Origin of the sequence: Pseudomonas sp. Irchel s3b5 (genome assembly GCF_900187435.1) — a bacterium.
Classification (GTDB): Bacteria; Pseudomonadota; Gammaproteobacteria; order Pseudomonadales; family Pseudomonadaceae; genus Aquipseudomonas.
Genome location: NZ_FYDY01000013.1, coordinates 83645 through 110509 on the forward strand (window position 1 = coordinate 83645; position 26865 = coordinate 110509).

The following is a 26865-nucleotide window of genomic DNA, read 5'->3' on the forward strand; positions in this document are numbered from 1 at the left end:
ATGTTCTCTTCGCCATGTCCCGTCCTCAACGCCCCGTTTCCCGCCGCCCTGGCGCGAAGCCTTCTGCTGCAGCCCCGCGCCGTGTCGCCAAGGCTCCGCCAGCCGAGCCGAAACTGATCCTGTTCAACAAACCGTTCGATGTGCTGACGCAATTCAGCGACGGCGAAGGGCGGGCGACGCTCAAGGACTTTATCGACATTCCCGGGATCTACCCGGCAGGGCGTCTGGACCGCGACAGCGAAGGCTTGTTGTTGCTGACCAACGACGGCCAGCTTCAGGCGCGCATCGCTGATCCGAAACACAAGCTCGCCAAGACCTATTGGGTTCAGGTCGAAGGCGAGCCGAGCACTGAGCAATTGCAGCGCTTGCGTGACGGGGTCGAATTGAATGACGGCATGACGTTACCTGCCGAAGCGCGACAACTGGATGAGCCTGAATTGTGGCCCCGCAACCCGCCGGTACGGTTCCGCAAAAGCGTGCCAACCAGTTGGCTGGAACTGGTGATTCGCGAAGGGCGTAACCGGCAGGTGCGGCGCATGACGGCGGCGGTCGGGTTGCCGACGTTGCGCCTGGTGCGGGTCAGGATCGGCGACTGGACGATCGAAGGGCTCGATCAGGGCCAGTGGAAGGAAGTACCGGCGCGCTTATAACGTGCCGGATTCGATCAGGCCGATCACCACGCTCTTGATGATGAACGCTGCCACGCCCAGGCCCAGCACGAAGAACAGAATGAACGAGCCAAAGCGCCCGGCCTTGGACTTCTTCGCCAGATCCCAGACGATGAAACCCATGAAAATGATCAGGATGCTGACCAGTCCGGTCATCATCCACTCTTCGAATACTGCAGGATCCATCGAACATCTCCAGCGCGCACGCGGCTAAAAAGGGCGCGGGGAGTATACGCCCGGCAGGCAGCGTGCAGTATTGACCTGCGTCGGTGTGTCGCAGTCATTCGTCGCCTGTGCCGGCCCCATCGCCGGCAAGCCAGCTCCTACAAGGTCTAGCGCCGGTCACAACATTGTGACCGACTCAAAACCTGTAGGAGCTGGCTTGCCAGCGATAGCGTCCTCAACTGCGCAGATGAGTCAACGGCAGTTCGGTGCTGTTCAATACCTGATTGAGCACAAAACTCGAGCGCACACTGGTCACGCCTTCAATCCGGGTCAGGTGTCCCAGCAGCAGCTTCTGATAGTGATCCATGTCCGGCACCACAACCTTGAGCTGGTAGTCGGCGTCCATCCCGGTCACCAGGCTGCATTCGAGCACTTGCGGCAAGGTGCGAATGGCCGCTTCGAAGTTCTCGAAACGCTCCGGCGTGTGACGGTCCATGCCGATCAGCACGTAGGCGGTCAGGCTCAGACCAAGCATTTTGCGGTCGAGCAGGGCGACCTGGCGGGAAATGTAGCCGTCGTCCTCCAGTTGCTTGACCCGTCGCGAGCACGGCGAAGGCGACAGGCCGATGCGCTCGGCCAGCTCCTGGTTGGAGATGCGCGCGTCACGCTGCAATTCCGCCAAAATACTCAGGTCATAACGGTCGAGCTTGCTCATCAATCAGTCCTTTGTCGTAACTATTGCGGTGGATTATCTATCCAGGGTTAAAAATTGCGCAAGTGATGTTTAAATCAGCAATCTTCGCAATCCTCTGCCGGCGCTCCAGGCCTATTCTTATCACCAGAATCACTGCTCGGACAAACAGTCCACTGCAACTCGCCGAATCAGGCCAGCTGCGGCCGCCACCCCCCACCGGGGATGTGCTGGCCCCCGAGCTACACACTGTCCAGAAGACGGCGTGAGGTGAGCCAACGTCAAAAGCGTTGAGCCAGGACGAAGTTCTCAAGGGGAGGCCGACGGGTCTCCCCTTTTTCTTTGCGCAAATAAGCCACCCCGTCCACCGCTGGCCGGTAAGGCTTGGCTTGCCAGCGATTTTTTGATTTTCACTTCCTCGGTCAGTACGACATTCATCAAGGTTTTCACTCATGGAATTGCATCTAGAAATCGTCGCCCTCTTTTCCCTCGAATCGGCTTATTAGTCGAAAGTTCAGAGCCTGATTTTGCGGGATGATCTGGTCATGGGGGGGGGCTGCGGGATGTGTTTGAGTTGTTGGTGCGTCGGGGAGATGTCGAAACGCCCCAGTAAATGAGTGCATGGGTTTGGCGCGGACGCCGTCGGTGGTGTGGACAAGCCGTTGGGGCGGGAGCCGGTGGGATTGGCTGCTGAGTCCAGCAATCAAAAAATGGAGCAGCTTGATGCCCCGCTAATCTCGCTCACCTCGGTAGAAAACGGGTACCCCCTCCCCGGCCATGACGGGGGAGGGTGGATGCGGTCACCCTTTACGTTTGGACGGCTTGAGGGATCACAATGGCAGTTTTTCACCCGAGGCAAATCGATCAGCGCGCACCTCACCAGACTGCTCGGTGTAGATGTAAGCGTATGCGCGAGGGAGAGAAGTGAAGACTCGAGCGACACCATTCTCCCAGAAGATCGCAGCGCCATTGTCACAAGCAACGGCCCTTTCTCCGGAGGAGCCAACAAGATTCAGCAGAGGTTCATGTCTCTGCTCTTTATCGAGGTGAGGGCAGAAAACGCCCGGCAGAAAACCCAGCCCTTCAAGCCGCTTCAGGCTCCAGCTTGAACCTTCAACGGCTGAGAACCGATCCGAGTCGCTAAGCCCTGCTTCATACCAGCAGATCGCTCCAGCACTCAGGCCAGACAGGACTGTGCCATTTTGTCCTGCTTGGCGAAGGGCCAGATCGATTCCGTAGTCTCGCCAGATTTTGAGCATCTTTTGCGTATTTCCGCCGCCCACATACACAAGGTCAGCAGTTAGAATTTTTTGTATCGCATCTTGTTGAGAGAAGTTTGATTTTGTAGTCAGGAGAAAATCAACTTTGCACCCAAGCTGCTTGCCATAGATATGCTGAAAAGTTTTACAGTATCCCTCTGCGTCGCCACTTGCGGTTGGGATAAAGAGGGCTTTCGGCTCGCGTTTGTCTGTCTGACTGCAGATAAAAGAATCCAGTTCTAAAGTTTCGAGCTGTGAAATTTCACCGCCCCCAATTGTTATGATTTTCACGCTCGCCCCTAGTTCAAAGGAGAGACCGGCGATTGCCGGTCTCGAGTGGAGTAAACTTAGTTGCAAGCAAGCGGGTGCGGCTTCATGAACAGCTTGCAAGTAGTCACAGCAACCATATGCCCTGCTTGTTGCTGGGCTAAGGGAGCTGTTTTGGAGGTAGGGTTGGTAACCAAGACTTGCGACAGATCCTTTACAAGATCTTTGTCAAACGAAGCCTGATTTTCTGCCATGGCAGCAGCGTGGGCTGAAAGAAGGAGGGTTGCAGCGAATGTTACCGATTTAACATGCATCTTCTATCTCCTGATAGCGCGTATTTCGTGTCAATGACACGTCATCAGCGAGGCAACCTTGCCTAATTGCGAATGATATCGAGATTCGTTCCCGCATACAGCGGTTTGTCACTAACGTGCGACGTGATGGCGTATCCGGCCAACGGCCAGTCGCCGGAGCAGGTCAATCGGGACGGTTACGAGTGCTACCTATACGCGGTGCAGCAGAGCGGATTTGCCCGCAGACGGCGACCTATCGGCCAGACCCTTGCGTGGTGCAAGGCTACCAGCAGGCCCAAGGCAACTGCCTGAGCAGTCGCGGTTATCAGGTGAACTAGCCAGCCCTGGCGGCGTTAACCACTTCCTTCGGATCGGCGTGCACCAGCACTTCGGCTCGCGGGTAGGCGTTGTGAATGGCTGCCGCGGCCTGGTCGCTGATACCGTGGGCGACTGACAACGTCAGCTCTCCCGGCAACTCCAGATGCAATTGCACAAACCACTGGTTGCCGGAGATTCGGGTGCGCAGATCATGCGCACCCAATACGCCCGGCACGCTGCACGCCAGTTCCAGCATGTGCTGGCTGACATCCGGCGGCAGTTCTTCATCCATCAATACTGCAAAACTCTCCCGGGCGATCTGCACCGCGCTCCAGAGAATGTAGGCGGCGATTCCCAGACCGAACCAGGGGTCGACCTGATGCAGGCCAAACCCGGCCAGCACCAACGCGATCAGAATGCTGCCGTTGAGCAGCAGGTCCGAGCGGTAGTGCAGGGAGTCGGCGCGCACCGCGTTGGAGCCGGTGGCCTTGACCACCCGATGTTGAAACATCAACAACACCACAGTCAGCGCGAGCGAGAACACAATCACCGCGATGCTGATCCACGGCGCGCCCACGGGTTCGGGGTGTTTCAACCGCTCGTAGGCCTGCAATGCAATCAGCACCGCACTGCCACCAATGAACAGCGCCTGGGCCATGCCCGCCAACGACTCGGCCTTGCCGTGCCCGTAGCGATGATCATTGTCGGCGGGGCGCAAGGCGTAATGCACCGCCAGCAGGTTGAGCAAGGACGTGACGCCGTCGAGCGTCGAGTCGGTGAGGCCGGCGAGCATGCTCACCGAACCGCTCAGCCACCAGGCGATGGCTTTGGCGACGATCAGGGTGCACGCCACCGCCACCGAGGCGCGGGTGGCCAGCCGCAGCAGGCGGGCGTGTTCGGCGCTGGAGGTCATAGGGGGAGCATTTCCTTAAAGTGATCCTTCACACGTACGGGTTACGCGGACGGTTGCAGGCCGAGCATCGCCAGCTGCTGGGCGCTGCCCTTGCTCTGGATCAGACGCGGATCGTCCAGCGGGAAGCTGCGGCCCAGTTCACGTTCCAGAATAGTCTGCAATTTGTGGTTATCGACTTTGCCGTCGGCGCCGATGGCTTCCTTGAGTTTTTCCGGTGCAACTTGCGCAGTCTCTCCCGGCGCGTAGTAAATCGCCCCGGTGGCGAAGTCCACGGCAAATGCGATCAAACCGGGAATGATATAGAACAGCAGGCCCACGGCATCGAGCGCGGCAATGGCCGGGTCGATCTTGCCGTCGATCTGGCCACGTCGGTCCGGGTAGAAGATCGAACCGCAAGCGGTCACTTGAGTCAGCAAGGTTGCGACCAGAACACCGCCGATCAGGCGAAAGGGAGCACGCATATGAAATCTCCTGGGTAATCTCAAAACGAAACGTCGTCTGTAAGAGTTAAGACCCTGACGAACGCCTTGCAGTTCGCCGTTATACTCGCGCCTCTGTTTGGGAGCCAGCATGATTTCTTTGCCGATTGATGAAGTTTTACCCGCCCTGCGTGAAGCCCTCGCTGCACGCCACGAAGCCGTGCTCGAAGCACCGCCCGGCGCTGGTAAAACCACCCGCGTGCCGCTGGCCTTGCTGAACGAGCCTTGGCTGGCCGGGCAGACCATCCTGATGCTCGAACCGCGTCGCCTGGCTGCGCGCGCCGCGGCCGAACGGCTGGCCAGCGAGTTGGGCGAGAGGGTCGGCGAAACCGTGGGTTATCGCATTCGACTCGACAGCAAGGTCGGCCCGAACACGCGCATCGAAGTGGTCACCGAAGGCATCCTTACCCGGCGCCTGCAGGATGACCCGGCGCTGGATGGCGTGGGCTTGCTGATCTTCGATGAATTCCACGAGCGCAGCCTCGACGCTGATCTGGCGCTGGCCCTGAGCCTCAATGGCCGGGAATTGTTCCGTGATGACCAGCCGCTGAAAATCCTCTTGATGTCGGCCACGCTCGAAGGCGAGCGCCTCGCCGGGTTGCTCGACGACGCGCCGATCCTGCGCAGCGAAGGGCGCATGTACCCGGTGGCGATGCGTTGGGGGCGGCCGTTCCAGTCCGGTGAATTCATCGAGCCGCGTCTGGTGCAGACCATCCTCGAAGCCTTGAACGACGAGACCGGCAGCGTGCTGGTGTTCCTGCCGGGGCAGGCTGAAATCCGGCGCGTGCATCAACAACTGGCCGATGCGTTGGGCGAAAACACTCAGGTCTTACTTTGCCCGTTGCACGGTGAACTGGACCTGGCCGCGCAGCGTGCGGCGATCGATCCGGCACCCGCGGGCAAGCGCAAAGTGGTGCTGGCCACCAACATCGCCGAAACCAGTTTGACCATCAACGGCGTGCGCGTGGTGATCGATGCCGGGCTGGCGCGGGTGCCGCGTTTCGATCCGGGCAGCGGCATGACCCGCCTCGACACGCAGCGCATTTCCAAGGCCAGTGCCACCCAGCGCGCGGGTCGTGCCGGGCGACTGGAGCCGGGTGTGTGTTATCGCTTGTGGTCGCAGGATCAGCACGAGCAACTGGCCGCTTACGGCAGTGCAGAGATTCTTTCGGCGGACCTCGCGGGGCTGGCCTTGCAACTGGGACGTTGGGGCGTGACACCGGGGCAATTGGTGTGGCTCGACGTGCCGCCTGCGGCCGCTTATGCACAGGCTCAGGATTTGCTGCAGCGCCTCGGTGCGCTGGAGGGGGAAACGCTGACCCGTCACGGTCAGTCCATGGCCGAGCTGCCGGCGCATCCGCGCATCGCCCATTTGCTGTTGCGTGGTCAGGCGCTGGGGTTGGCGGACATGGCTTGCGATGTCGCGGCGCTGCTTGGCGAACGCGATATTTTGCGTGGCGCCGGGGCGGATCTGCACAGTCGGTTGACGCTGTTGTCTGGCGAAGAACGTGCCGCTCGCGGTGCGCAGGGCGGGGTACAACGAGCCCGGCAACTGGCGCGACAATATCGCGGTTATCTGCGCGGTAAAGCCTCGGAGCCGGTCAGCGATCCGGATCATCCGCGCTGGCTCGGCGCATTGCTGGCGCTGGCCTATCCAGACCGCGTGGCCCAACAGCGCCGGGCCGGTGGCGCGGAGTATCGCCTGGCCAACGGTCGCGCCGCGTTGTTCGCCGAAGCCGACAGTTTGATGAAACAACCGTGGCTGGTGATTGCCGATCTGGGCAGTCGTCAGGGGCAGCGTGAAGAACGGATTTATCTGGCGACGGATTTCGATCCGGCGCTGTTCGATTCAGTGCTGGCCGAACAGGTTCGCTGCGTCGATCAACTGGATTGGGACGAACGCGAGGGCGTGCTGCGCGCCGAACGTCAGCGCAAGGTTGGCGAACTGATCCTCAGCCGCGAACCGCTGACCGGCCTCGACGAAAGCGCCCGCAACCAGGCGCTGGTCAATCTGGTGCGACGCAAAGGTCTGGAGCTTTTGCCGTGGACGCCGGAGCTGCGTCAGTGGCAGGCGCGGGTCGCGATGTTGCGGCAACTGGATCTGGCCGCCAAGGGCGAAAGCGAATGGCCGGATGTCAGTGATGCCGCGTTGCTGAAGAGTCTCGAAAACTGGTTGATGCCGTATCTGGGCAAAGTCTCGCGGCTCAGTCATTTTGCCAATCTCGACCTGTCGAGCATCGTGCGCAACCTGCTGCCGTGGCCGCTGCCGCAACACCTCGACGAATTGGCGCCGCACCATTTAAACGTGCCGTCGGGCTCGTCGATCCGGCTGGACTACAGCGAGCAACCGCCGATTCTGGCAGTGCGGTTGCAGGAGTTGTTCGGCCTGGCCGAAACCCCGCGCATCGCCGGTGGCCGGCAAGTGGTGAAACTGCACCTGTTGTCCCCGGCACGGCGACCGGTGCAGGTGACGCAGGATCTGGCGAACTTCTGGCGCAGCACCTACTCCGAGGTGAAGAAGGATTTGAAGGGGCGTTATCCGAAGCATTATTGGCCGGACGATCCACTGGTGGCTGAGGCCACTGCGCGGATCAAACCGCGTAAATAATTCAAACGCCGATAGCACGCTGCGCGCATACCTTGTAGGAGCCGGCTTGCCGGCGAAGAGGCCCTTGAGACTTGCTTCGGCCTGGATGACGCCATCGCTGGCAAGCCAGCTCCTACAGGGGAGGGTGTGAGCTTTCGGATTTGGCGGTGAGTTGTTCGCGGCAATAATCGGCAAACAACTGCGCCGGTTTGGTCAGTTGCCCGCGCTTGAGCCATGCCGCCACCAGCCCTGAACCGGTGACCTCTTCTGCAATGTTCACGCACACCACTTTCTTCCCGTCGTAGGTGCACTCCGAGTGTGGCTTGGTGACCAGGATCGAGAAGCCGAATCCCTGGCCGACCATGCCGCGCACCATCTCAATGGAAGGCGAGCTAAAGGCGATGCGTGGGGTCAGGCCCAGCTCATCGAACAGGCTGACGAAGTAGGTCCGGCTCGGTTGCACGTCCAGCAGAATCATCGGTTCCAGGCACAAATCCCGCAGCGACACCTGCGCCTGCTGGGCAAAGCGGTGATCGGCCGGTAGCAGCGCGTAAGGCCGTTGTGCCGGCATCAATGGTTCGGTCTCGATGGTGCCGTCGAGATCGTGCTCATACAGGATCGCCAGATCGAACGCGCCGGACGTCAGGCCTTGCACCAGCTCTTGCTGCTCGCCGTCGCGGATGCGGATTTCCACCCCCGGGTACAACGCCGAAAACCCGGCAATCAATTGCGGCAGGTACAGCGGCGCGACCGTTTCGAAGCAGCCGATATCGATTTGTCCGGACACCACATCGTTGTCGGCCAAAGCGTTCTGTTCGAACTCCTTGGCCATGCGCAGCAGTTCCTGGGCCTTGCGGTAGAAGCGTGCACCACTGGGGGTCAATGACACGCCCTGTGCATGGTGACGAATCAGCAGTTGCACGCCGAAGCTGTCTTCCAGCCCTTTAATGGCGGTGGAGATCGATGGCTGGGCGATGTACAGCTTGCGCGAGGCCTCGGCGACGCTGCCGCACTCGACGGTGGTGATGAAGTATTTCAGTTGACGCAGATTGTAGGCAGCCACAGCAAACCTCGGGGAAGAGCGGATCAGTCATCCTGGCAATTTGCGCGCCACCCCGATCCGCTCGGGTGGCGATTTGTTGTGTTTGAACAATAACCACATGCTGCGCCAGTGGGGAGATTGGCTAAGCAGTTTTTTGTTGGCCTGCGAACACATATTTACTGGTTTTCCACCGCTTGGGCCTGAGCGACTATCCAATACACAAGAATGTCCACCGGAGCATCTGAACGTGTTCGAGCTTGAGTATTGGCAACGCAAGGCCGCTACGCTGCGGTTTCCCGACCTGGCGGTGATCGACGGTCAGCACCTCCCGGCGCAGTCGGGGCAGACGTTTGCCGCGATCAATCCTGCCACCGGGCAATGCCTGGCCAACGTTGCCGCGTGCGGCGAAGAAGATGTGCATGTGGCAGTGCGCAATGCGCGGCAAGTCTTCGAGGCCGGCACCTGGGCTGCGCGGTCACCGAGCGAACGCAAGCAAGTGCTGTTGCGCCTGGCCGACTTGATCCTGGAAAACCGTGAAGAACTGGCGCTGCTCGATTCGCTGAACATGGGCAAACCGGTCACGGACGCCTACAACATCGACGTGCCGGGTGCCGCCGGGGTGTTCCGCTGGTACGCCGAAAGCCTCGACAAACTCTACGATCAGGTCGCACCCAGTGCGCACAACGTGCTGGCAACCATCACCCGCGAAGCCCTTGGCGTAGTGGCTGCCGTGGTGCCGTGGAATTTTCCGCTGGACATGGCCGCCTGGAAACTTGCCCCGGCCCTGGCCGCTGGCAACTCCGTCATTCTCAAACCTGCCGAGCAGTCGCCGTTTTCCGCTCTGCGCCTGGCTGAGCTGGCGCTAGAGGCGGGGATTCCAGCAGGAGTGCTCAACGTGCTGCCGGGTCTCGGCGAACAAACCGGCAAGGCCCTCGGTCTGCACCCGGACGTCGACTGCCTGGTGTTCACCGGCTCCACTGAAGTCGGCAAATATTTCATGCAGTACTCGGCGCAATCGAACCTCAAGCAGGTGTGGCTGGAGTGCGGCGGCAAGAGCGCGAACCTGGTGTTCGCCGATTGCCAGGACCTCGATCTAGCCGCCGAAAAAGCCGCGTTCGGCATCTTCTTCAATCAGGGCGAAGTGTGCTCGGCGAATTCGCGGTTGCTGGTGCAGCGTTCGATTCATGACGAGTTTGTCGAGCGCCTCAAGGCCCAGGCCGAACGCTGGCTGCCGGGCGACCCGCTGGACCCGTCGAGCGCCGCCGGGGCCATCGTCGACAATCGTCAGACCGCGCGCATCATGAAGTTCATCCAGCAGGCCGAACAGCAAGGCGCGACCAAAGTCTGTGGCGGTCGGCAGTCGATTTTCAACGGCTCCGACAACTTCATTCAGCCGACAATTTTTACCGGCGTGACGCCGGACATGCCGTTGTTTCGCGATGAAGTGTTTGGCCCGGTATTGGCGATCACGCCATTCGACGACGAGGCCCACGCGTTGCAACTGGCCAACGACAGCGTCTACGGTCTGGCGGCTTCGCTGTGGACCGACGACCTCAACCGCGCCCACCGGGTGGCGCGACAATTGCGAGCAGGCACGGTGTCGGTCAACAGCGTCGATGCGCTGGACGTGACCGTACCTTTTGGCGGCGGCAAGCAGTCCGGTTTCGGTCGCGACCTGTCGCTGCACTCATTCGATAAATACACCCAGTTGAAGACCACCTGGTTTCAATTGCGCTGATAACAAAACGGAGAACCGGCGATGACCACACCACGTGAAACCCGCGACTACCAGGCCGCCGACGCTGCGCACCACATCCATGCGTTCGTCGATCAGAAAGCCCTCAACGACGAGGGGCCACGGGTGATGGTCCGTGGCGAACGCCTGCACCTGTGGGACAACGACGGTCGGCGTTACCTCGACGGCATGTCCGGGCTGTGGTGCACCAACCTCGGTTACGGGCGCAAGGACCTGGCCCTCGCGGCGAGCCAGCAACTGGAGCAGTTGCCGTACTACAACATGTTTTTCCACACCACCCACCCGCAGGTGATCGAGCTGTCCGAGCTGCTGTTCAGCCTGCTGCCAGCTCACTACAGCCACGCGATCTACACCAACTCCGGCTCCGAAGCCAACGAGGTGTTGATCCGTACGGTGCGTCGTTATTGGCAGGTGCTCGGCAAGCCCGAGAAGAAAATCATGATCGGCCGCTGGAACGGTTACCACGGTTCGACCCTGGCCGCGACGGCGCTGGGCGGCATGAAGTTCATGCACGAAATGGGCGGCATGATTCCGGATATCGAGCACATCGACGAGCCGTACTTCTTCGCCCACGAAGGCAACCTGACGCCGGCCGAATTTGGCCTTCGCGCAGCACAGCAACTGGAAGCGAAGATTCTTGAACTGGGCGCAGACAAGGTCGCTGGCTTCATCGCCGAGCCGTTTCAGGGCGCTGGCGGGATGATCTTCCCGCCGGAAAGCTACTGGCCGGAAATCCAACGCATCTGCCGCAAGTACGACGTGCTGCTGTGTGCCGATGAAGTGATCGGCGGCTTCGGTCGTACCGGCGAATGGTTCGCCCATGAGTATTTCGGTTTCGAGCCGGACACCCTGTCCATCGCCAAGGGTCTGACCTCGGGCTACATCCCCATGGGTGGCTTGATCCTGTCGAAGAAAATGGCCACGGTACTGGTGGAGCAGGGCGGTGTGTTTGCCCACGGCCTGACCTATTCCGGACACCCGGTGGCGGCGGCGGTGGCGATTGCCAACCTCAAGGCCTTGCGTGATGAAGGCGTGGTGACGCGGGTCAAGGACGACATCGGCCCCTACCTGCAACAGTGCCTGCGCGAAGTGTTCGGCAAGCACCCGTTGGTGGGTGATATCCAGGGCACGGGCATGGTCGCGGCACTGCAACTGGCCGAAGACAAAGACAGCCGCAAACGCTTTGCCAACGAGAACGACATTGCGTGGCGCTGCCGCACGATTGGTTTCGAGGAGGGTGTGATCATTCGTTCGACGTTGGGGCGGATGATCATGGCGCCGGCGTTGATTGCCAGCCGTGAAGAGATTGACGAACTGATCAGCAAGACCCTGAAAGCGATGGATCGCACGGCGCAGGAATACGGCCGGCTCTGATATCGCCTGAAGGTCCTTCGGACCTTGATCGCCGGCAAGCCAGCTCCTACAGGTTTTGCGTCGCCCCTGTTTTTTGGGTGCGACAAAGAACCGTAGGAGCTGGCTTGCCGGCGATCGCTATTGCACATTCAACACATTCTCCAGGTTCTGCACCCACCTCGGGCATCCCCGCCCGCAGCGCTCTTTTCCGGTGCGCGCTAAGCAGTTTTTTCATCGTCCACATCCACATATTTCCTCATTTTCCTAAGCCCTCCCATGGGCCAACATCGATCTCGCCAGCCCACCGAATGCTGCCCATCGAAGGGTCCCTTAGAGACCCCAGGTCGCAGCCGATTCAGGGCTCGCCGTACTGCCCATGACAAAACTAAATCAACAGCTTTGGGAGTGCTCCATGACCAAGTCCTTGCTCACACGCATCACTTATCCACTGGCGGTCACCGCCATCGCCGCGACGGTCGCCACCAGCGTCCAGGCCGGCACCTTGTCTATCGGTCATACCACCTGGGTCGGCTACGGCACCTTGTACCTGGCCCGGGACCTGGGCTACTTCAAGGAAAACGGTTTGACCGTCGAGTTGCCGGTGGTCGAGGAAGCGGCGATGTACATGGCCGCACAAGCGTCCGGCGAGTTGTCGGGCTCGGCGTCGACCATCGACGAAGTGCTCAAGTACCGTCCGCAATTCTGCTTCAAGGCCGTGGCCGCGCTGGATGACAGCCATGGTGGCGACGGCGTGCTGGTGGGCAAGGACGTCAAGAGCCTGCAGGAACTCAAGGGCAAGTCCGTTGCGGTGAACGAAGGTTCGACCTCGCAATTCTGGCTGTCCTATCTGCTGAAGAAACACGGCATGAGCATGAGCGACATCACCGTGCAGAACATGACGGCCGACGACGCGGCCACCGCATTCATCGCCGGCCGCGTACCCGCCGCCGTGACCTGGGAACCGCACCTGTCGATGGTGCGCGACAAGCAGCAAGGCAAGGTGCTGATCGACAGCAGCAGTACCCCAGGCGTGATTGTCGACGTGGTGGCACTGAACTGCTCGATCATCGAAAAACAGCCGGAAGACGTCAAGGCCCTGGTGGCCGGTTTGTACAAAGCCGTGCAGTACACCAAGGATCATCCGCAAGAAGCCTACAAAATCATGGCCAAGGGTGTCGGCGGTTACCTGTCCGATCCGAAAGAGCTGGAAGCCGCCGCCCAAGGCGTACGTTTCTACGATCAGGCGATGAGCGAAAAACTGCTGGGCTCGCCGGGCAAGCCGGGTGACAGCGCACCGCTGATCAAATTGGCCAACGAGACCGCCAGCGAGCTGCAAGGCAAACCGTACAACGTCAGCAATGACGACCTGATCGACAACCGTTTCGTCACCCCGCTCTAGGAGGCTGCATGTTCAAGCGCAATTCATGGCTGAGCCGCTGCATCACGCCCAAGACCGGTTTGCCGGTCTCGGTGATCTGGAGCGCGAGCGGCCTGGCCTGGGTGTTGTTGGTCGGCCTGTGGGCCGGGTTGTCCTACGGCGGCGTGGTGCCGGGCATGTTCCTGCCGACACCGGGCGCGGTGGTCGAAGCCGCCGTGCGGTTAGGCCGCGACGGCACCCTTGGCCAGCATGTGTGGGCCAGTGTCGAAGTGGTGATGGTCGGCTTCATTGTGTCGTCTCTGGTGGCGGTGCCGTTGGGCTTGCTGATGGGCAGCTTTCGCATCGTCCAGGCCTTCCTTGAACCGCTGGTGAATTTCATTCGCTACCTGCCGGTGACCTCGTTCGTGCCGCTGTTCATCCTGTGGATCGGCATCGGTCTGGAGCAGCGGGTGTCGGTGATTATTTTCGGTGTGTTCTTCCAGCAACTGGTGATGATCGCGGACGTGTCCAAAGGTATCTCCAAGGACTTGATCAACGCTTCCTACACCCTCGGTTCGAACCGTCGTGACGCGGTGCTGCACGTGATTGCCCCGGCTTCCCTGCCAGGTGTGCTCGACACCCTGCGTGTGACCATGGGCTGGGCCTGGACTTACCTGGTGGTGGCTGAACTGGTCGCCGCTTCCAGTGGCCTGGGTTACCTGAGCCTCAAGGCCATGCGTGGTTTTCAGGTGGATGTGATTTTCCTCGCCATCGCGATCATCGGCCTGCTGGGTCTGTTCACCGATCAACTGTTCCGTTTCCTTCGCCTGAGGATCACCGCATGGGCTCAGTAACCGCCGCCACTCATCGTTTTGTCGCCCCTCAGGCTGCCCCGGTAAATGCCCCGCGGCTGAAGGTGGACAAGGTCAGCCTGCGTTACAAGAAACCCGATGGCGGCACTTTTACCGCGTTGGAGGAAGTGTCGTTCGAAGTACCAGACCAGCAATTTGCGGTACTGGTGGGGCCTTCGGGTTGCGGCAAGTCGAGCTTGCTGTACCTCACCGCTGGCCTGGCCGAACCGACATCAGGCGAGATCTACGTTGGCGGTCAGCAGGTCGAAGGCCCCGGTGCGGATCGCGGGATGGTGTTCCAGAGCTACACGCTGTTCCCATGGTTGACCGTGCGGCAGAACGTCGAGTTCGGCCTAAAACGTCGCGGCATGCCGGCGGCGCAACGCAAGGACATCGTCGATTACTACGTCAATGAGGTGGGTTTGAGCGGCTTTGCCGACAACTACGCCAAGCAGCTTTCCGGCGGCATGATGCAGCGCGTGGCGATAGCCCGGGCGTTGGCGAACGATCCGCAGATCCTGCTGATGGACGAACCCTTCGGCGCCCTCGACAGCCAGACCCGCCTGCAAATGCAGCAGCTGTTGTTGCGGGTCTGGGGCAACAGCAAGAAGACGGTTTTGTTCGTGACCCACGACATCGACGAGGCGATTCTGCTGGGTGACCGGGTCTACGTCATGGGCGCCAGACCTGGGCGGATCAAGCGGATTCTGGACGTGCCGATCGAGCGTCCGCGCAATCTGGACATGGTCATGGAGCGCTCCTTCATCGAGATGAAGCGCGAGATTTTCGGCCTGCTGCATGATGATCTGGAGGAGGTGCATTAAGCCGCCAACGCACATCCCCTGTAGGAGCTGGCTTGCCAGCGATGGCGATTGATCATTCAACGATGATGTCGACTGACACTACGTCATCGCTGGCAAGCCAGCTCATACAGGTTATGCGTTAAGGCGCAGCCGGTAGAAGGAACCGTGCAATCACCGGCAGGTGATCGGAGATGCGCAACGTATCGTCCTGCCGGACCTGTGCTTCGACCCGTTTGATTCGCGGACTGTAGAACAGGTAGTCGGCGGTCCGGTCCGGGCCGTTCAGTCTCGGATCATTCGGGTAGTGGGTCAGCCAGCGTTCGCGGTCGACGCCACCGGCCTCGTTGTTGTTCGGGATCATCGGGTATTTGTCCCACAACACATGCAAGGCGCTGTCGGCGGAGTAGGGCGTGCGTTGCGTGTCGGGCAGGCGTCGGTATTGGCCCAGCGGCAACAGATTGAAGTCGCCGCCGATCAGCCACGGTGTGCCACGGCTTTCGAGCTTGTCGAGCACCTTGGCCACGGCGCTCACCTGGGTTTGCAGCGTATCGTCGGCCTGGGCCGAGCGCTCCAGATGGGTGTTCAGAACCGCTATTTGCCCGCCGTCACTCAACGGCAAGTAAGCCACCAGCAAGGCGTCTTTCGGTTGGAACTGGTGGCTGATTGGGTTGGTCGAGGCGACCGGCAATTGCAGCCGTTCAGCATGTTCGATCTGGAAGCGGCTCAGGGTTGCCAACTGCCGGCCAACGCTGCCGAAGATATGCGTGTTGGGGACGAAATCGGCCTTCCAGTCGAAGGCGCTGGTGCTGCACGGATACAAGTCGGCGACCCGTTCCTGTAACAGTTTCAGCTGGTTCTGGTAACCGCTGGCCTTGGCGCCGTTGTCGAGTTCCTGCAACAGCACTATGTCCGGTTGCTCGTCTCGAATCACCCGCGCCACTTCGTCGAGGCTGAAGGCCATGTCTTCCGGCGTAGGGCTGTCGTCGGTGCCAGCGGCCAAGTCATTCCAGAACACATACCGCTTGCCGGCCAGGTACTGAACGTTCCAGGTCATCACCTTCAGCGCCTGGCCGGGCGCCAACGTCGGTGCCTGGTCGCTGCAATTGACCGCCAGCACTTCCTTGGCCTCGGGGCGCCAGGTCAGGCTGTAGATCGACAGTGCGATCAGACCGATCAACATCGTCAGGCCCAGCAGGGTGTAGCGCAGTAGACGGGTCATGGCTCGGCTTATTAGCGTTACAAAATTGTTCCCGAGCATACTCGAGAGTGATGACTGCGCCCAAGGTCAGAGCGGTGCGTCATTGTTCTCGGGCAGTGGGCTGATCAGCATGAACAGTCGGAACAGCACCACGCTGGTGAACAGCTGCAGGAAACTGTGGGCGCTGTCGATCAGTATGGAAACCACCGGGTTTTGAGGTTCCGGGTACGCCGCCAGCGTCAGGCCTTTGAGCAGCCACAGCGGCCCCATCACACACAGGATGCACAGCAGGATGCGCATGAAGTGACCTTTAGTCATGCGCAGGCTTTCTTTCATCGCCGCCAGTGGCGCCAGGCCCCGCAGGACCAGCAGGTATTCGCCGAATGCCAAGGTCACCATCAGGTAGATGCCCGGCAGGAAATACAGCGACAGGCCCAGCAGAATCAACACGGTGTTGAGGGCCGTCAGCAGGGCAAAGCGTGGCCACAGATAGGCGGACCGCGACAGCAGCTCGCGGTTGCTCGGCGATTCGCCCCGGCTGCGGGCATCGAGAAACAGGATCAGTGCGGCGGTGTACAACGGGTACACCAGCAGGCCGACGATCACGCTGATGCCGGGGAAACTGTCCGGCTCGGTGGAATGATCAACCACCTGTTGCAGCAACGCTTCAAGGATCACCAGCGGCAGGCACAGCTGCACGATCTGACCCAGATTGCGCTTGAAGAAATACAGGGAGTCACGCAGTACATCTAACGGATTCATCAGTCGGTATCGCTGGTTGTAATCAGGTGCACACTGTAACCGATGATGTGCAGGCGTAAGCAAACGTAAACGTTCGGTAAAGGACATTGAAACATCTTGTTTCAGCCTCCATTAAGGTCGAGCAGCTTATCCTCAATGGATGAAGGCAACGATTTTCCCGGCAATCTACGAGGTCGCCATGAACAGCGAAGAACAAACCCTGATCGATGGACTGTTTTCCCGGCTGCAACAGGCCGAAACGGACGCAGCCCCGCGCGACGCCCAGGCCGAGGCGCGGATCAAGGAACACCTGACGCGCCAGCCGGCGGCAGGTTATTTCATGACCCAGGCGATTCTGGTGCAAGAGGCGGCGATCAAGAGTCTCGATGAACAGAACAAGCAACTGACCCAGCAGGTCCAGCAATTGCAGGCTGAGCTGCAACAGGCCAGGACACAGTCGGCCCCGGCTTCAGCACCGAGCAGCGGTGGCTTTTTGTCGAGCATCTTCGGCGGCGCTTCCCGCGATCCACAGCCCGCGCCAACCCAGAGTGCGCCACCTTCGAACGCGGGCTGGCGTGAACCGGGGCGTTCGTCGTTCGGCTCACAGCAGAACTTCGGAGCAGCGCAGCAGAATTACGCCCCTCAGGCGCCAGCAGCGGCCGGGAGCAGTTTTCTCGGCGGGGCACTGAAAACGGCTGCGGGCGTGGCGGGTGGTGTGATGCTGGCACAAGGCATCAGCAGCCTGTTCCAGCACAATCAGCAACCGCAGGAAGTCGTCGAAGTCATCAAGGAAGAGCCGGCCCAGGTCAACGACCAGAGCAACAACACCTGGGGCGATGACCAGCGCATGGCGGGCAACGATCAGGGCGGCTTCGACGACGCCGATTACAGCGATGAATCATTCTTCAGCGGCGACGACGATTCCTTCGTCTGACACACCTGTGGCGAGGGAGCTTGCTCCCGCTGGACTGCGTAGCAGTCCCCTTGGGTTCTAAAGCAAGTGGGCTGCTTCGCACCCCAACGGGAGCAAGCTCCCTCGCCACATAGCCGATTATTCGCGGAATATTCCTCGACGCTGGCATACTGGGCGCCTTTCGGGCCTGGAGCCTGATTTCAGCCTTGAGGAAAGCCGGTGAAAAAAATCGCAGTGTTCGCCGATGTCCAAAACCTCTACTACACCGTGCGTCAGGCCTATGGTTGTCATTTCAACTACGCTGCGCTGTGGGCTGACATCAGCAAACAGGGTGAAATCGTTGAAGCCTATGCCTACGCCATCGATCGTGGCGACAGCAAGCAGCAGCAGTTCCAGCAGATCCTGCGCAACCTCGGTTTCACCGTGAAGCTCAAACCCTATATCCAACGCAGCGACGGCTCGGCCAAGGGCGACTGGGACGTGGGTATCACCCTCGACATCATGGACGCCGCCGACCATGTCGACGAAGTCGTCCTGGCCTCCGGCGACGGTGATTTCGACATGCTGCTCGAGCGCATCATCAACAAGCACGGCGTGCAAGCGGTGGCCTACGGGGTGCCGGGCCTGACCGCCAACTCGCTGATCCGCGCCGCCAGCCGCTACGTGCCGATCGAAGGCGCATTGCTGCTCAAGAATTGATTTTTACGGAGTTGAAACAGGTTTGGAACGCATCGCAGTCATCGACTTTGAAACCACCGGGATCTCCCCAAGCAGCAGCTGCCGGGCCACGGAAATCGCCGTGGTGATCCTTGAACAGGGGCGCATCGTCGAGCGTTACCAGAGCCTGATGAACGCCGGCGTGCGCGTCCCGGCGTTCATCGAGCAACTCACCGGCATCAGCAACGCCATGCTGCGCACGGCGCCATCGGCGGAGCAGGTGATGAACGAGGTCAACGAGTTCGTGGGCACCACGCCGTTGCTGGCGCACAACGCCGCGTTCGACCAGAAGTTCTGGGACTTCGAACTGGGGCGGATCAAGCGCACGCGGTTGCAGAACTTCGCGTGCTCGTTGCTGTTGGCCCGACGCCTGATGCCTGCGGCGCCGAACCACAAACTCGGCACCCTCACCACGTTTGCCAACCTGCCCAATACCGGCAAGGCCCACCGGGCCATGGCCGATGCCGAGATGGCGGCCAACCTGACCACACACCTCGCCGAAGAGTTGTTGCAGAAGCATGGCTTGCGCGAGCTGTCCCATGATTTGCTGTGCAAGTTGCAGAAAGTACCGGCCGCGAAAGTAACCGAGCATCTCCAGCGCTATCGCTGACCCCGAGTACACCGCACATCCCCTGTAGGAGTCGGCTTGCTGGCGAAAGCGGTGAATCAGCCAGCATTGGGTTTGAATTTGAATCCGTCATCGCTGGCAAGCCAGCGCCTACATGTAACTATTTGCCATTGCCTTCGATATGCCCCAACGGCACGCGCTTCTCTATCGCACTCGACAACACAATCGACGTCTTGCTGAACCCGAACGTGGCAATCCGGTTGATCAGCTCTTCCAGCTCCGGCATCGAGCCCACCGCCGCTTGCATGATCACGCACGGATCACCTGTCACCCGATGGCACTCGGTCAATTGCGGGATTTTGATCAGGTCGTCGTAGGCCTTCTGGTTGCCGTGCTGGTTCAGGCGCAGTTCGATCACGCACTGGATCGGCAGGCCTAGCTTGGCCATGTCGACTTTCGCCTGGTACCCGGTGATCACGCCGCTGGCTTCGAGCTTGGCCACGCGTTCGGCCACCGCCGGGGCGCTCAGGTTGACCTTGCGCGCCAGGTCCGCGTAGGACGCGCGACCGTTTTCCAGCAGGGCGCTGAGCAGCATGCGGTCGTATTTGTCCATGGTGGCGACTCCTGAAAATGACTGACTTTCGAAAGCACGGCTTAGCGCAATAATCTCCGTGGTTTGAAAAGTGTACCGGCCCTATAAACACGTTTTGTAACTTATTTTCCGCCGTTGGCCTTTCTAGAATAGCCGTTCACTTGTCTTGCCTGCGAGCTGCTCCCCATGCCTGGCCTCCGTCGTTTTCCCTTACCGTTGATCGCTGCCTTTTTCGCGTTGTACGTGATTTGGGGTTCGACTTATCTGGTGATTCGCATTGGCGTGGAGTACTGGCCGCCGTTGCTGCTGGCGGGCGTTCGTTTCGTGATTGCCGGGACGCTGATGTACGCCTACCTGCGTTGGCGCGGGGTACCGGCACCGACCTGGGCGCAATGGAAAGCCGCGGGCATCATCGGGATCTTGTTGCTGGCGTGTGGCAATGGCGCGGTCACTGTGGCGGAACACACCGGCGTTGCTTCCGGCGTCGCAGCGCTGGCGGTGGCGACGGTGCCGCTGTTTACCTTGCTCTGCGGATATTTCTGGGGCGCACGTAATACCCGTCTCGAATGGGCCGGGATTGTGCTCGGGATCATCGGCATCGCCATGCTCAACCTGGGGTCCAACCTGCAATCGAGTCCATTGGGGGCGGCGTTGCTGATTTTTGCAGCGGCGACCTGGGCCTTTGGCTCTGTTTGGAGCAAACACCTGCCGTTGCCTCAGGGCGCGATGGCCAGCGCGGTGGAAATGCTGGTGGGCGGCGTCGTGTTGTTGATTGCCAGCGCAGTGAGCGGGGAACACCTGGAAAAAATGCCGCCGATTGAAGGCTGGGCCGCGTTGGCGTACCTGACCGTGTTCGGTTCGATCATCGCTTTCAACGCTTACATGTACTTGTTGAAGCACGTGCGCCCGGCGGCAGCGACCAGCTATGCCTACGTCAACCCGGCGGTGGCGGTGTTGCTGGGCATCGTGTTTGTCGGTGAAACCATCGGCATCGAAGAAGCGCTGGCCATGCTGGTGATCATCAGTGCGGTGGTGTTGATCGGCCTGCCGCAGTGGCGTCGTGCACCGCAACGGCCAGTGGTGACGGCAGTGCCGACAGAATCCCGCGTGAATTAGGGTAAACTGCGCGGCATTGCACACCCGCGCTGATTTTTCCTACGGTACTCCCATGACTTTCGCCACCCTTGGCCTGATCGAACCCTTGCTGCGCTCCCTCGAGACGCTCGGCTACCAGACTCCGACGCCGGTTCAGGCGCAAGCCATTCCGGCGGTGCTGGCCGGTCGCGACCTGATGGCCGCCGCCCAGACCGGCACCGGCAAGACGGCCGGTTTCGCCTTGCCGCTGCTGCAACTGCTGGCCATGGAAGGGCCGAAAGTCACGGCCAACTCGGTGCGTGCGCTGATCCTGGTGCCAACCCGCGAACTGGCGGAACAGGTTCACGAAGCCGTGCGCCAGTACGCCGAAAACCTGCCATTGCGCACTTACGCGGTGTACGGCGGCGTCAGCATCAACCCGCAAATGATGAAGCTGCGCAGCGGCGTTGATCTGCTGGTGGCAACCCCGGGGCGTTTGCTCGACCTGTTCCGCCAGAACGCGCTGAAGTTCAACCAGTTGCAAACCCTGGTGCTGGACGAAGCCGATCGCATGCTCGACTTGGGCTTTTCCGAGGAGCTGGCGAACATTTACCGTGCGCTGCCGAAGAAACGTCAGACGCTGTTGTTCTCCGCGACCTTCTCCGACGACATCCGCCTGCTGGCCGGGCAGATGCTCAACGACCCGCTGACCGTTGAAGTGAGCCCGCGCAACGTCGCGGCCAACACCGTCAAGCAATGGATTGTGACGGTGGACAAGAAGCGCAAGCCGGAACTGTTCGTGCACCTGATGCGCAAGGGCAAGTGGAAGCAAGTGCTGGTGTTCGCCAAGACCCGCAACGGCGTGGACGCGCTGGTGGAAAAACTCCAGGGCCTGGGCATCAACGCCGATGGCATCCACGGCGACAAGCCCCAGGCAACCCGTCAGCGCGCACTGGACCGTTTCAAGGCCAGTGAAGTGCAGATCCTGGTCGCTACCGACGTGGCCGCCCGTGGCCTGGATATCGAAGACTTGCCGCTGGTGGTCAACTTCGACCTGCCGATTGTGGCCGAGGACTACATCCATCGCATCGGTCGTACCGGCCGAGCGGGCGCGACCGGCGAGGCGATTTCGCTGGTGTGTGCTGATGAAGTGAATTTGCTGTCGGCCATCGAGATGCTGACGCGCCAGACCTTGAAGCGTCAGGGCGAGCCTGATTTTGAACCCGAACACCGCGTGCCGGACACCGATGCCAGCGGTCAGGTGGTCAAGAAGCCGAAGAAACCGAAGAAGCCCAAGGCATCCGGTGGCGGCGGTGGTAAGCGCAATCTGGGTAAATGGGTCGATAGCGGGGAAGCGGCGCCAGTGGAACCTTCGATCAAGCCTGTGCGCAAAGTGCCGGTGTTCAACACTGGGCCGCGTAAGCGTAAGCCTTAATTTCGCACTGCGTCCGTTAGGTCGTCATCGCCAGCAGGCTGGCGCCCACAGGTTTTTGTGAACGACACAAATCCCCTGTGGGAGCCAGCCTGCTGGCGATGGGCGCTGCGCGGTCTTCAGCCCTTGCGCTGCAACCACTGCAACATTCCCAATCCGGCCGCCCGGCCACTGGCGAAACACGCGGTCAGCAAATAGCCGCCCGTCGGCGCTTCCCAGTCGAGCATCTCCCCGGCGCAAAACACGCCAGGCATTTGCTTGAGCATCAATCGCTCATCCATTGCTTCGAACAAAACTCCACCCGCGCTGCTGATGGCCTCATCGAGTGGACGGGTTTTCACCAGCGTCAGGGGCAATGCCTTGATCGCGTTGGCCAGCAGGGCCGGGTCAGTGAATATTTCGGCAGGGGTCAGTTCCCGCAGTAGCGCCGCTTTCACGCCATCGATGCCCAACTGACTGTGCAAGTGCTTGGCCATGGAGCGTGAGCCCCGGGGTTTGCTCAATGCCGCCGTCACTTTATCCACAGGCCGGCCCGGTAACAGGTCCAGATGAATCGTTGCCGAACCGTGCTGGTTGATTGCTTCACGAATCGGTGCCGACAGGGCGTAGATCAAACTGCCTTCGATGCCGGTGGCGGTGATCACGCATTCACCCAGCCGTGGCACGTCGTCGTTGAGACCGATGGCGATGTTTTTCAGCGGGGCGCCGGCGAATTTGCTGACCATCAAATCGCTCCATGCCTGCACCTCGAAGCCGCAATTACTTGGCTGCAAGGGCGCGAGTCCTACACCGCGTTGCTCCAATGGCAACATCCACGCACCGTCCGAGCCCAGGCGCGACCAGCTGCCGCCGCCGAGGGCGAGGAGGGTGGCGTCGGCTTGCACGGTTTTTTCGCCTTCCGGGCTGTCGATGCGCAAGTCACCTTGGTCATTCCAGCCCAGCCAACGGTGACGGGTGTGGATAACGACGCCGCTGTCCCGCAGGCGCTTGAGCCAGGCGCGCAGCAAGGGCGCGGCTTTCATGTCGGTCGGAAACACCCGGCCGGAACTGCCGACGAAGGTTTCGATGCCCAGATCATGAATCCATTGGCATAACGCATCGGCACTGAAACCTCGCAGCAACGGCGCGATCTGCGGGGCGCGTTCGGCGTAGCGTGAGAGAAATGCCGGATAGGCTTCGGAATGGGTGATGTTCATGCCGCCGACACCGGCCAGCAGGAATTTTCGACCGACTGAAGGCATGCCGTCGTACAGGTCGACCTTGATCCCGGCCTGGCTCAACACTTCAGCCGCCATCAAACCGGCGGGGCCACCGCCGATGATGGCGACCGTAGAAGGGGAGGTATTTGAAGGCTGGGTCATGGAATGCGCTGCGGTTTGGCTGGATAAGTCGCGCATTCTACCAGCCCGATACCCTGTAGGAGCGAGCGTGCTCGCGATAGCGGTCTGTCAGAAGGTTATGCCTTGAATGTGCCTACGCCATCGCGAGCACGCTCGCTCCCACAGGGGGAGCGGTGTTTTCTAATGCTGGTTAAAAAACAACCACTGTTCTGTAGCCTTTAAGTAGCAAGGGCTGTAGGCCCTTTCACTCAGGTTATCCACAGGCAGTTCCACAGGCATTGTGGGTAAAGCATCCACACGTCAGTGACAACCTGATGACGCCCAGACCCGTTGCGCGCTGTGATGGAGGATGCCGTGCCGACGAGCCAGCGCCAGGCGGTCCTTGCTGTAGCCGCCGCCGATCACCCCGACTACCGGGATGTCCCGGCCCAGGCAATGACGCATGACGCTTTCATCCCGGGCGGCGACGCCTTCGTCTGTCAGCTTCAGATAACCCAGGGCGTCGTCTTTGTGCACATCGACGCCTGCGTCGTACAGCACCAGGTCCGGTTGGTAGAGCGGCAACAGATAATTGAGCGCGTCATCCACCACTTTCAGGTAATCCGCATCGCCCATGCCCTTGGGCAGTGGAATGTCCCAGTCACTTTCGGCCTTGCGTGCGGGAAAGTTCTTCTCGCAGTGCAGGGAAACGGTCACCGCTTCCGGGGTGTTGTGCAGAATTCGTGCAGTCCCGTCGCCTTGGTGCACATCGCAATCGAAGATCAGTACCCGGTTCACACGACCGCTTTGCAGCAGGTAATGGCTGATCACCGCCAGGTCATTGAAGATGCAGAACCCGGCCGGGTAGTCGTAGTGAGCATGGTGGGTGCCGCCCGCCAGGTGACAGGCCAGGCCATGTTCCAGCGCCTGTTCGGCCGCCAGTATCGAACCGCCGACCGCCCGCACCGTTCGCCGCGCCAGCGCTTCGCTCCACGGCAGGCCGAGGCGGCGCTGATCTTCGCGGGACAAATCGCCACTCATGTAGCGTTCGATATACGAAGGGTCATGGGCGAGGGCGAGAATCTCTGCCGGGCACAGCGGCGGGCGCAGCAAATCGGCGTCGCGGGTCAGACCACTGTCTATCAGGTGATCGCGCAGCAGGCGAAATTTGTCCATGGGAAAGCGGTGATCCGCCGGGAATTCAGGACTGTACTCTTCGTGATAAATCAGCGGCAGCGGCATGATGATTTCGTGCGGGAATGAGAGACGGATCCTACCAGCGTTGTAGACTTGCAGCATGCAAACGGAGGGGCGGGGAACGATGGAGCCAATACTGGAACTCGAAAGCGCTCGGCTGCTGTTACGCCAGTGGCGAGACGAGGATTTGCCGGAATTTGCGGCGATGTGTGCCGATCCGCAGGTGATGCGTTACTTTCCGGAGCCTCTGAGCCGACTGGAAAGTGCATCATTGATCGGGCGAATCCGTGGTCATTTTGCCGAGCATGGTTTCGGTCTCTGGGCCCTGGAACGCAAGGACACGGGCCAGTTCATCGGTTTTACCGGGCTGGGCGTGGTCGGTTTCGACGCACCGTTTACCCCAGCGACCGAAATCGGCTGGCGCCTGGCCCGCGAACATTGGGGGCTGGGTTATGCCAGTGAAGCGGCATGGACCGCTCTGCGCTGCGGGTTTGATCGCTTGTGCGTGAATGAAGTCGTGTCGTTCACCGCTGACAACAACCTGCCCTCGCAGAAAGTCATGCAGGCGATCGGCATGCATCATGATCCGGCCGATGACTTCAACCACCCGAAACTCTCCGCGGATCATCCCTTGCGTCACCACGTGCTGTACCGCATCAGCCGTGAACAATGGCTGCAAACCTTGCATGGCTAAGCCGGCACGGACGTTTACAATGGCCACCATGGGCCGGTCCGGAAACTGTATCGACCGCCGCAGCCAAGACTGCGCGGCAATGTGTTGTGTGAGGAGAGTCTGAATGAGCCAAGTGTTGGAAGATCTGGTCGACCTGTTGACCCTGGAACCGATCGAAGAAAACCTGTTCCGTGGTCGCAGCCAGGACCTGGGTTTTCGCCAGTTGTTCGGCGGCCAGGTGCTCGGCCAGTCGCTGTCGGCGGCCAGTCAGACCGTTGAAGAGGCGCGCCATGTGCATTCGATGCACGGCTACTTCCTGCGCCCGGGCGACGCCGGTTTGCCGGTGGTGTACCAGGTTGACCGGGTGCGCGATGGCGGCAGTTTCAGCACGCGCCGGGTGACGGCGATCCAGAAAGGCCACCCGATCTTTACGTGCAGCGCGTCGTTCCAGTACGACGAAGAAGGCTTCCAGCACCAGACTGAAATGCCGAAAGTGGTCGGCCCGGAAAACTTGCCATCGGAGCTGGAAATCACTCAGCAGCGCGCCCATCTGATCCCCGAGACGATGCGTGAAAAGCTGCTGTGCCCCAAGCCGATCGAGTTCCGCCCGGTGACCGAAAAAGATCCCTACAACCCGCTGCCGTCCGACCCGGTCAAGTACGTCTGGTTTCGCGCCGACGGCGCCTTGGCCGACTCCGCGGCACTGCACAAATATCTGCTGGCCTATGCCTCGGACTTCGGCCTGCTGGTGACTTCCATGCAACCTCACGGCAAAACGGTCTGGCACAAGGATATGCAGGTCGCCAGCCTCGACCACGCGCTGTGGTTCCACCAGGATTTGCGCGCGGACGACTGGTTGCTCTACGCGATGGACAGCCCTTGGGCCGGCAACTCGCGGGGCTTCAACCGTGGCAGCGTGTTTAACCGTGCCGGGCAACTGGTGGCGTCGGTGACCCAGGAAGGGCTGATCCGTCATCGCAAGGATTGGGCATGAGCCTGGCCGACGTGCGTCATTGGGTGTTCGACATGGACGGCACCCTGACCGTGGCGGTGCATGACTTCGCGGCGATTCGTGTGGCGTTGGCGATTCCGGCCGAGGACGACATCCTGACCCATCTCGCCGCGTTACCGGCGGATGAAGCGGCGGCCAAACACGCTTGGTTGCTGGAGCACGAACGAGACCTGGCGCTGGGTTCGAAACCCGCGCCGGGTGCCGTGGAACTGGTGCGTGAACTGGCGGGTCGCGGTTATCGCCTGGGCATCCTCACGCGCAACGCCCGCGAGCTGGCGCACGTCACGCTGGAAGCTATCGGTCTGGCCGACTGCTTTGCGGTGGACGATGTACTGGGTCGCGATGAAGCGCCACCGAAGCCACATCCCGGCGGTTTGCTGAAACTGGCCGACGCGTGGAACGTGCCGACGAGCGAGATGGTGATGGTCGGTGACTACCGGTTTGACCTGGATTGCGGCCGCGCAGCGGGTACGCGGACGGTACTGGTGAATCTGCCGGACAATCCGTGGCCGGATTTGACCGATTGGCATGCGGCGGATTGTGTGGCGTTGCGGCAGATGCTTTGCGCTTGATTTCTCTGCATCAAAAGATCGCAGCCTTCGGTAGCGCCTACTGAAGGCTGCGATT

At 60.6% G+C, this 26865-nt stretch carries 27 protein-coding genes and 2 pseudogenes; 17 read left to right on the top strand and 12 right to left on the bottom strand.

From position 1 onward, the window contains the following. Positions 1 to 14 precede the first annotated feature (14 nt). Entirely contained in the window at positions 15 to 650 is a 636-nt protein-coding gene (locus CKW15_RS15675; protein WP_095057233.1) for a pseudouridine synthase, read from the top strand. Here CKW15_RS15675 and CKW15_RS15680 read toward each other — a convergent pair. Together CKW15_RS15680 and CKW15_RS15685 are read right to left on the bottom strand one after the other, a co-directional pair. Continuing rightward, positions 645 to 854: a DUF2788 domain-containing protein gene (locus tag CKW15_RS15680; RefSeq protein ID WP_039594082.1), complete on the bottom strand. Its 210-nt coding sequence runs from the start codon at positions 852 to 854 to the stop codon at positions 645 to 647. The genes CKW15_RS15675 and CKW15_RS15680 overlap by 6 nt on opposite strands. Positions 855 to 1068: 214 nt before the next feature. After that, positions 1069 to 1548, bottom strand: a complete 480-nt coding sequence (locus CKW15_RS15685; protein ID WP_007937367.1) for an Lrp/AsnC family transcriptional regulator — start codon at positions 1546 to 1548, stop codon at positions 1069 to 1071. 428 nt (positions 1549 to 1976) lie between these two features. Between CKW15_RS15685 and CKW15_RS28770 the strand changes: the two are divergent. Continuing rightward, a pseudogene (locus tag CKW15_RS28770) lies at positions 1977 to 2267 on the top strand (hypothetical protein); the annotation flags it as partial. An 87-nt stretch (positions 2268 to 2354) separates the two neighbouring features. Here CKW15_RS28770 and CKW15_RS15695 read toward each other — a convergent pair. After that, positions 2355 to 3074, bottom strand: a complete 720-nt coding sequence (locus tag CKW15_RS15695) for a peptidase E (protein WP_159953404.1) — start codon at positions 3072 to 3074, stop codon at positions 2355 to 2357. A gap of 56 nt (positions 3075 to 3130) precedes the next feature. After that, positions 3131 to 3364, bottom strand: coding sequence for a hypothetical protein (locus CKW15_RS28375; protein WP_060543287.1), 234 nt, complete (start codon positions 3362 to 3364; stop codon positions 3131 to 3133). A 120-nt stretch (positions 3365 to 3484) separates the two neighbouring features. Between CKW15_RS28375 and CKW15_RS28775 the strand changes: the two are divergent. After that, positions 3485 to 3681: pseudogene (locus CKW15_RS28775) on the top strand (glycine zipper family protein); the annotation flags it as partial. On the opposite strand, the gene CKW15_RS15710 reads toward CKW15_RS28775, so the two are convergent. Beyond that, positions 3678 to 4574, bottom strand: coding sequence for a cation diffusion facilitator family transporter (locus CKW15_RS15710; protein ID WP_095057232.1), 897 nt, complete (start codon positions 4572 to 4574; stop codon positions 3678 to 3680). The pseudogene CKW15_RS28775 and the gene CKW15_RS15710 overlap by 4 nt on opposite strands. A gap of 41 nt (positions 4575 to 4615) precedes the next feature. After that, complete coding sequence (locus CKW15_RS15715; RefSeq protein WP_095057231.1) at positions 4616 to 5035, bottom strand: polyribonucleotide nucleotidyltransferase; 420 nt, start codon at positions 5033 to 5035, stop codon at positions 4616 to 4618. A gap of 109 nt (positions 5036 to 5144) precedes the next feature. On the opposite strand from CKW15_RS15715, the gene hrpB reads away from it, so the two are divergent. After that, a complete protein-coding gene (gene hrpB / locus CKW15_RS15720) occupies positions 5145 to 7661 on the top strand; it encodes an ATP-dependent helicase HrpB (protein WP_095057230.1) in 2517 nt (838 codons plus the stop codon). Positions 7662 to 7773: 112 nt separating this feature from the next. On the opposite strand, the gene CKW15_RS15725 is transcribed toward hrpB, so the two are convergent. After that, the gene (locus tag CKW15_RS15725; RefSeq protein WP_095057229.1) at positions 7774 to 8703 is read right to left on the bottom strand and encodes a LysR family transcriptional regulator; all 930 of its coding nucleotides are present in this window, start codon (positions 8701 to 8703) and stop codon (positions 7774 to 7776) included. Between the two features lie 226 nt (positions 8704 to 8929). On the opposite strand from CKW15_RS15725, the gene CKW15_RS15730 reads away from it, so the two are divergent. The 5 genes from CKW15_RS15730 (at position 8930) to CKW15_RS15750 (ending at position 14823) form a co-directional block, all read left to right on the top strand. Further along, positions 8930 to 10420, top strand: coding sequence for an aldehyde dehydrogenase (locus CKW15_RS15730; RefSeq protein WP_095057228.1), 1491 nt, complete (start codon positions 8930 to 8932; stop codon positions 10418 to 10420). Between the two features lie 21 nt (positions 10421 to 10441). Then, positions 10442 to 11812: an aspartate aminotransferase family protein gene (locus CKW15_RS15735; protein ID WP_095057227.1), complete on the top strand. Its 1371-nt coding sequence runs from the start codon at positions 10442 to 10444 to the stop codon at positions 11810 to 11812. Between the two features lie 391 nt (positions 11813 to 12203). After that, positions 12204 to 13190: an ABC transporter substrate-binding protein gene (locus CKW15_RS15740; protein WP_095152365.1), complete on the top strand. Its 987-nt coding sequence runs from the start codon at positions 12204 to 12206 to the stop codon at positions 13188 to 13190. Positions 13191 to 13198: 8 nt separating this feature from the next. Continuing rightward, entirely contained in the window at positions 13199 to 14002 is an 804-nt protein-coding gene (locus CKW15_RS15745; protein ID WP_053162649.1) for an ABC transporter permease, read from the top strand. Next, positions 13990 to 14823, top strand: a complete 834-nt coding sequence (locus CKW15_RS15750) for an ABC transporter ATP-binding protein (RefSeq protein WP_095057225.1) — start codon at positions 13990 to 13992, stop codon at positions 14821 to 14823. The genes CKW15_RS15745 and CKW15_RS15750 overlap by 13 nt, the downstream gene beginning before the upstream one ends. Positions 14824 to 14941: 118 nt before the next feature. Here the strand turns inward: CKW15_RS15750 and CKW15_RS15755 are convergent, their stop codons facing one another. Continuing rightward, a complete protein-coding gene (locus CKW15_RS15755) occupies positions 14942 to 16021 on the bottom strand; it encodes an endonuclease/exonuclease/phosphatase family protein (RefSeq protein ID WP_095057224.1) in 1080 nt (359 codons plus the stop codon). A 66-nt stretch (positions 16022 to 16087) separates the two neighbouring features. Next, on the bottom strand, positions 16088 to 16762 hold the full coding sequence (locus CKW15_RS15760) for a YciC family protein (RefSeq protein WP_095057223.1): 675 nt from the start codon (positions 16760 to 16762) through the stop codon (positions 16088 to 16090). 178 nt (positions 16763 to 16940) lie between these two features. On the opposite strand from CKW15_RS15760, the gene CKW15_RS15765 reads away from it, so the two are divergent. The 3 genes from CKW15_RS15765 to CKW15_RS15775 all read left to right on the top strand — a co-directional run bounded on the left by CKW15_RS15765 (position 16941) and on the right by CKW15_RS15775 (position 18981). After that, positions 16941 to 17675, top strand: a complete 735-nt coding sequence (locus CKW15_RS15765; RefSeq protein ID WP_095057328.1) for a DUF2076 domain-containing protein — start codon at positions 16941 to 16943, stop codon at positions 17673 to 17675. Positions 17676 to 17873: 198 nt separating this feature from the next. Beyond that, positions 17874 to 18353 (top strand): NYN domain-containing protein, encoded by a 480-nt coding sequence (locus CKW15_RS15770; protein ID WP_095057222.1) that lies wholly within the window; start codon positions 17874 to 17876, stop codon positions 18351 to 18353. A 22-nt stretch (positions 18354 to 18375) separates the two neighbouring features. Further along, on the top strand, positions 18376 to 18981 hold the full coding sequence (locus tag CKW15_RS15775; RefSeq protein ID WP_095057221.1) for a PolC-type DNA polymerase III: 606 nt from the start codon (positions 18376 to 18378) through the stop codon (positions 18979 to 18981). 118 nt (positions 18982 to 19099) lie between these two features. On the opposite strand, the gene CKW15_RS15780 is transcribed toward CKW15_RS15775, so the two are convergent. Next, positions 19100 to 19552: an Lrp/AsnC family transcriptional regulator gene (locus CKW15_RS15780; RefSeq protein WP_007990688.1), complete on the bottom strand. Its 453-nt coding sequence runs from the start codon at positions 19550 to 19552 to the stop codon at positions 19100 to 19102. 165 nt (positions 19553 to 19717) lie between these two features. Between CKW15_RS15780 and yedA the strand changes: the two genes are divergently transcribed. Both yedA and CKW15_RS15790 read left to right on the top strand, forming a co-directional pair. Next, positions 19718 to 20647 (top strand): drug/metabolite exporter YedA, encoded by a 930-nt coding sequence (gene yedA / locus CKW15_RS15785; RefSeq protein ID WP_095057220.1) that lies wholly within the window; start codon positions 19718 to 19720, stop codon positions 20645 to 20647. Positions 20648 to 20699: 52 nt separating this feature from the next. Next, positions 20700 to 22040, top strand: coding sequence for a DEAD/DEAH box helicase (locus CKW15_RS15790; protein ID WP_095057219.1), 1341 nt, complete (start codon positions 20700 to 20702; stop codon positions 22038 to 22040). Between the two features lie 116 nt (positions 22041 to 22156). Here the strand turns inward: CKW15_RS15790 and CKW15_RS15795 are convergent, their stop codons facing one another. Further along, positions 22157 to 23398 (bottom strand): TIGR03862 family flavoprotein, encoded by a 1242-nt coding sequence (locus CKW15_RS15795; protein ID WP_095057327.1) that lies wholly within the window; start codon positions 23396 to 23398, stop codon positions 22157 to 22159. Between the two features lie 279 nt (positions 23399 to 23677). Next, the gene (locus CKW15_RS15800) at positions 23678 to 24598 is read right to left on the bottom strand and encodes a histone deacetylase (protein ID WP_095057218.1); all 921 of its coding nucleotides are present in this window, start codon (positions 24596 to 24598) and stop codon (positions 23678 to 23680) included. 79 nt (positions 24599 to 24677) lie between these two features. Between CKW15_RS15800 and CKW15_RS15805 the strand changes: the two genes are divergently transcribed. The 3 genes from CKW15_RS15805 to CKW15_RS15815 all read left to right on the top strand — a co-directional run bounded on the left by CKW15_RS15805 (position 24678) and on the right by CKW15_RS15815 (position 26810). Continuing rightward, complete coding sequence (locus CKW15_RS15805; RefSeq protein ID WP_095057217.1) at positions 24678 to 25247, top strand: GNAT family N-acetyltransferase; 570 nt, start codon at positions 24678 to 24680, stop codon at positions 25245 to 25247. Between the two features lie 103 nt (positions 25248 to 25350). Further along, complete coding sequence (tesB, locus tag CKW15_RS15810; protein WP_095057216.1) at positions 25351 to 26220, top strand: acyl-CoA thioesterase II; 870 nt, start codon at positions 25351 to 25353, stop codon at positions 26218 to 26220. Continuing rightward, positions 26217 to 26810, top strand: coding sequence for an HAD family hydrolase (locus CKW15_RS15815; protein ID WP_095057215.1), 594 nt, complete (start codon positions 26217 to 26219; stop codon positions 26808 to 26810). The genes tesB and CKW15_RS15815 overlap by 4 nt, the downstream gene beginning before the upstream one ends. The last annotated feature ends 55 nt before the right edge of the window (positions 26811 to 26865 follow it).

Excerpts from the sequence above, each read along its gene's own strand:
- CKW15_RS15745 (WP_053162649.1), top strand. The coding sequence starts at position 13,199 with ATGTTCAAGCGCAATTCATGGCTGAGCCGCTGCATCACGCCCAAGACC.
- CKW15_RS15805 (WP_095057217.1), top strand. The coding sequence starts at position 24,678 with ATGGAGCCAATACTGGAACTCGAAAGCGCTCGGCTGCTGTTACGCCAG.
- CKW15_RS15760 (WP_095057223.1), bottom strand. The coding sequence starts at position 16,762 with ATGAATCCGTTAGATGTACTGCGTGACTCCCTGTATTTCTTCAAGCGC.
- yedA (WP_095057220.1), top strand. The coding sequence starts at position 19,718 with ATGCCTGGCCTCCGTCGTTTTCCCTTACCGTTGATCGCTGCCTTTTTC.
- CKW15_RS15710 (WP_095057232.1), bottom strand. The coding sequence starts at position 4,574 with ATGACCTCCAGCGCCGAACACGCCCGCCTGCTGCGGCTGGCCACCCGC.
- CKW15_RS15755 (WP_095057224.1), bottom strand. The coding sequence starts at position 16,021 with ATGACCCGTCTACTGCGCTACACCCTGCTGGGCCTGACGATGTTGATC.
- CKW15_RS28375 (WP_060543287.1), bottom strand. The coding sequence starts at position 3,364 with ATGCATGTTAAATCGGTAACATTCGCTGCAACCCTCCTTCTTTCAGCC.
- CKW15_RS15740 (WP_095152365.1), top strand. The coding sequence starts at position 12,204 with ATGACCAAGTCCTTGCTCACACGCATCACTTATCCACTGGCGGTCACC.
- tesB (WP_095057216.1), top strand. The coding sequence starts at position 25,351 with ATGAGCCAAGTGTTGGAAGATCTGGTCGACCTGTTGACCCTGGAACCG.
- CKW15_RS15800 (WP_095057218.1), bottom strand. The coding sequence starts at position 24,598 with ATGCCGCTGCCGCTGATTTATCACGAAGAGTACAGTCCTGAATTCCCG.
- CKW15_RS15765 (WP_095057328.1), top strand. The coding sequence starts at position 16,941 with ATGAACAGCGAAGAACAAACCCTGATCGATGGACTGTTTTCCCGGCTG.
- CKW15_RS15735 (WP_095057227.1), top strand. The coding sequence starts at position 10,442 with ATGACCACACCACGTGAAACCCGCGACTACCAGGCCGCCGACGCTGCG.
- CKW15_RS15815 (WP_095057215.1), top strand. The coding sequence starts at position 26,217 with ATGAGCCTGGCCGACGTGCGTCATTGGGTGTTCGACATGGACGGCACC.
- CKW15_RS15680 (WP_039594082.1), bottom strand. The coding sequence starts at position 854 with ATGGATCCTGCAGTATTCGAAGAGTGGATGATGACCGGACTGGTCAGC.
- hrpB (WP_095057230.1), top strand. The coding sequence starts at position 5,145 with ATGATTTCTTTGCCGATTGATGAAGTTTTACCCGCCCTGCGTGAAGCC.
- CKW15_RS15780 (WP_007990688.1), bottom strand. The coding sequence starts at position 19,552 with ATGGACAAATACGACCGCATGCTGCTCAGCGCCCTGCTGGAAAACGGT.
- CKW15_RS15795 (WP_095057327.1), bottom strand. The coding sequence starts at position 23,398 with ATGACCCAGCCTTCAAATACCTCCCCTTCTACGGTCGCCATCATCGGC.
- CKW15_RS15685 (WP_007937367.1), bottom strand. The coding sequence starts at position 1,548 with ATGAGCAAGCTCGACCGTTATGACCTGAGTATTTTGGCGGAATTGCAG.
- CKW15_RS15715 (WP_095057231.1), bottom strand. The coding sequence starts at position 5,035 with ATGCGTGCTCCCTTTCGCCTGATCGGCGGTGTTCTGGTCGCAACCTTG.
- CKW15_RS15675 (WP_095057233.1), top strand. The coding sequence starts at position 15 with ATGTCCCGTCCTCAACGCCCCGTTTCCCGCCGCCCTGGCGCGAAGCCT.
- CKW15_RS15790 (WP_095057219.1), top strand. The coding sequence starts at position 20,700 with ATGACTTTCGCCACCCTTGGCCTGATCGAACCCTTGCTGCGCTCCCTC.
- CKW15_RS15750 (WP_095057225.1), top strand. The coding sequence starts at position 13,990 with ATGGGCTCAGTAACCGCCGCCACTCATCGTTTTGTCGCCCCTCAGGCT.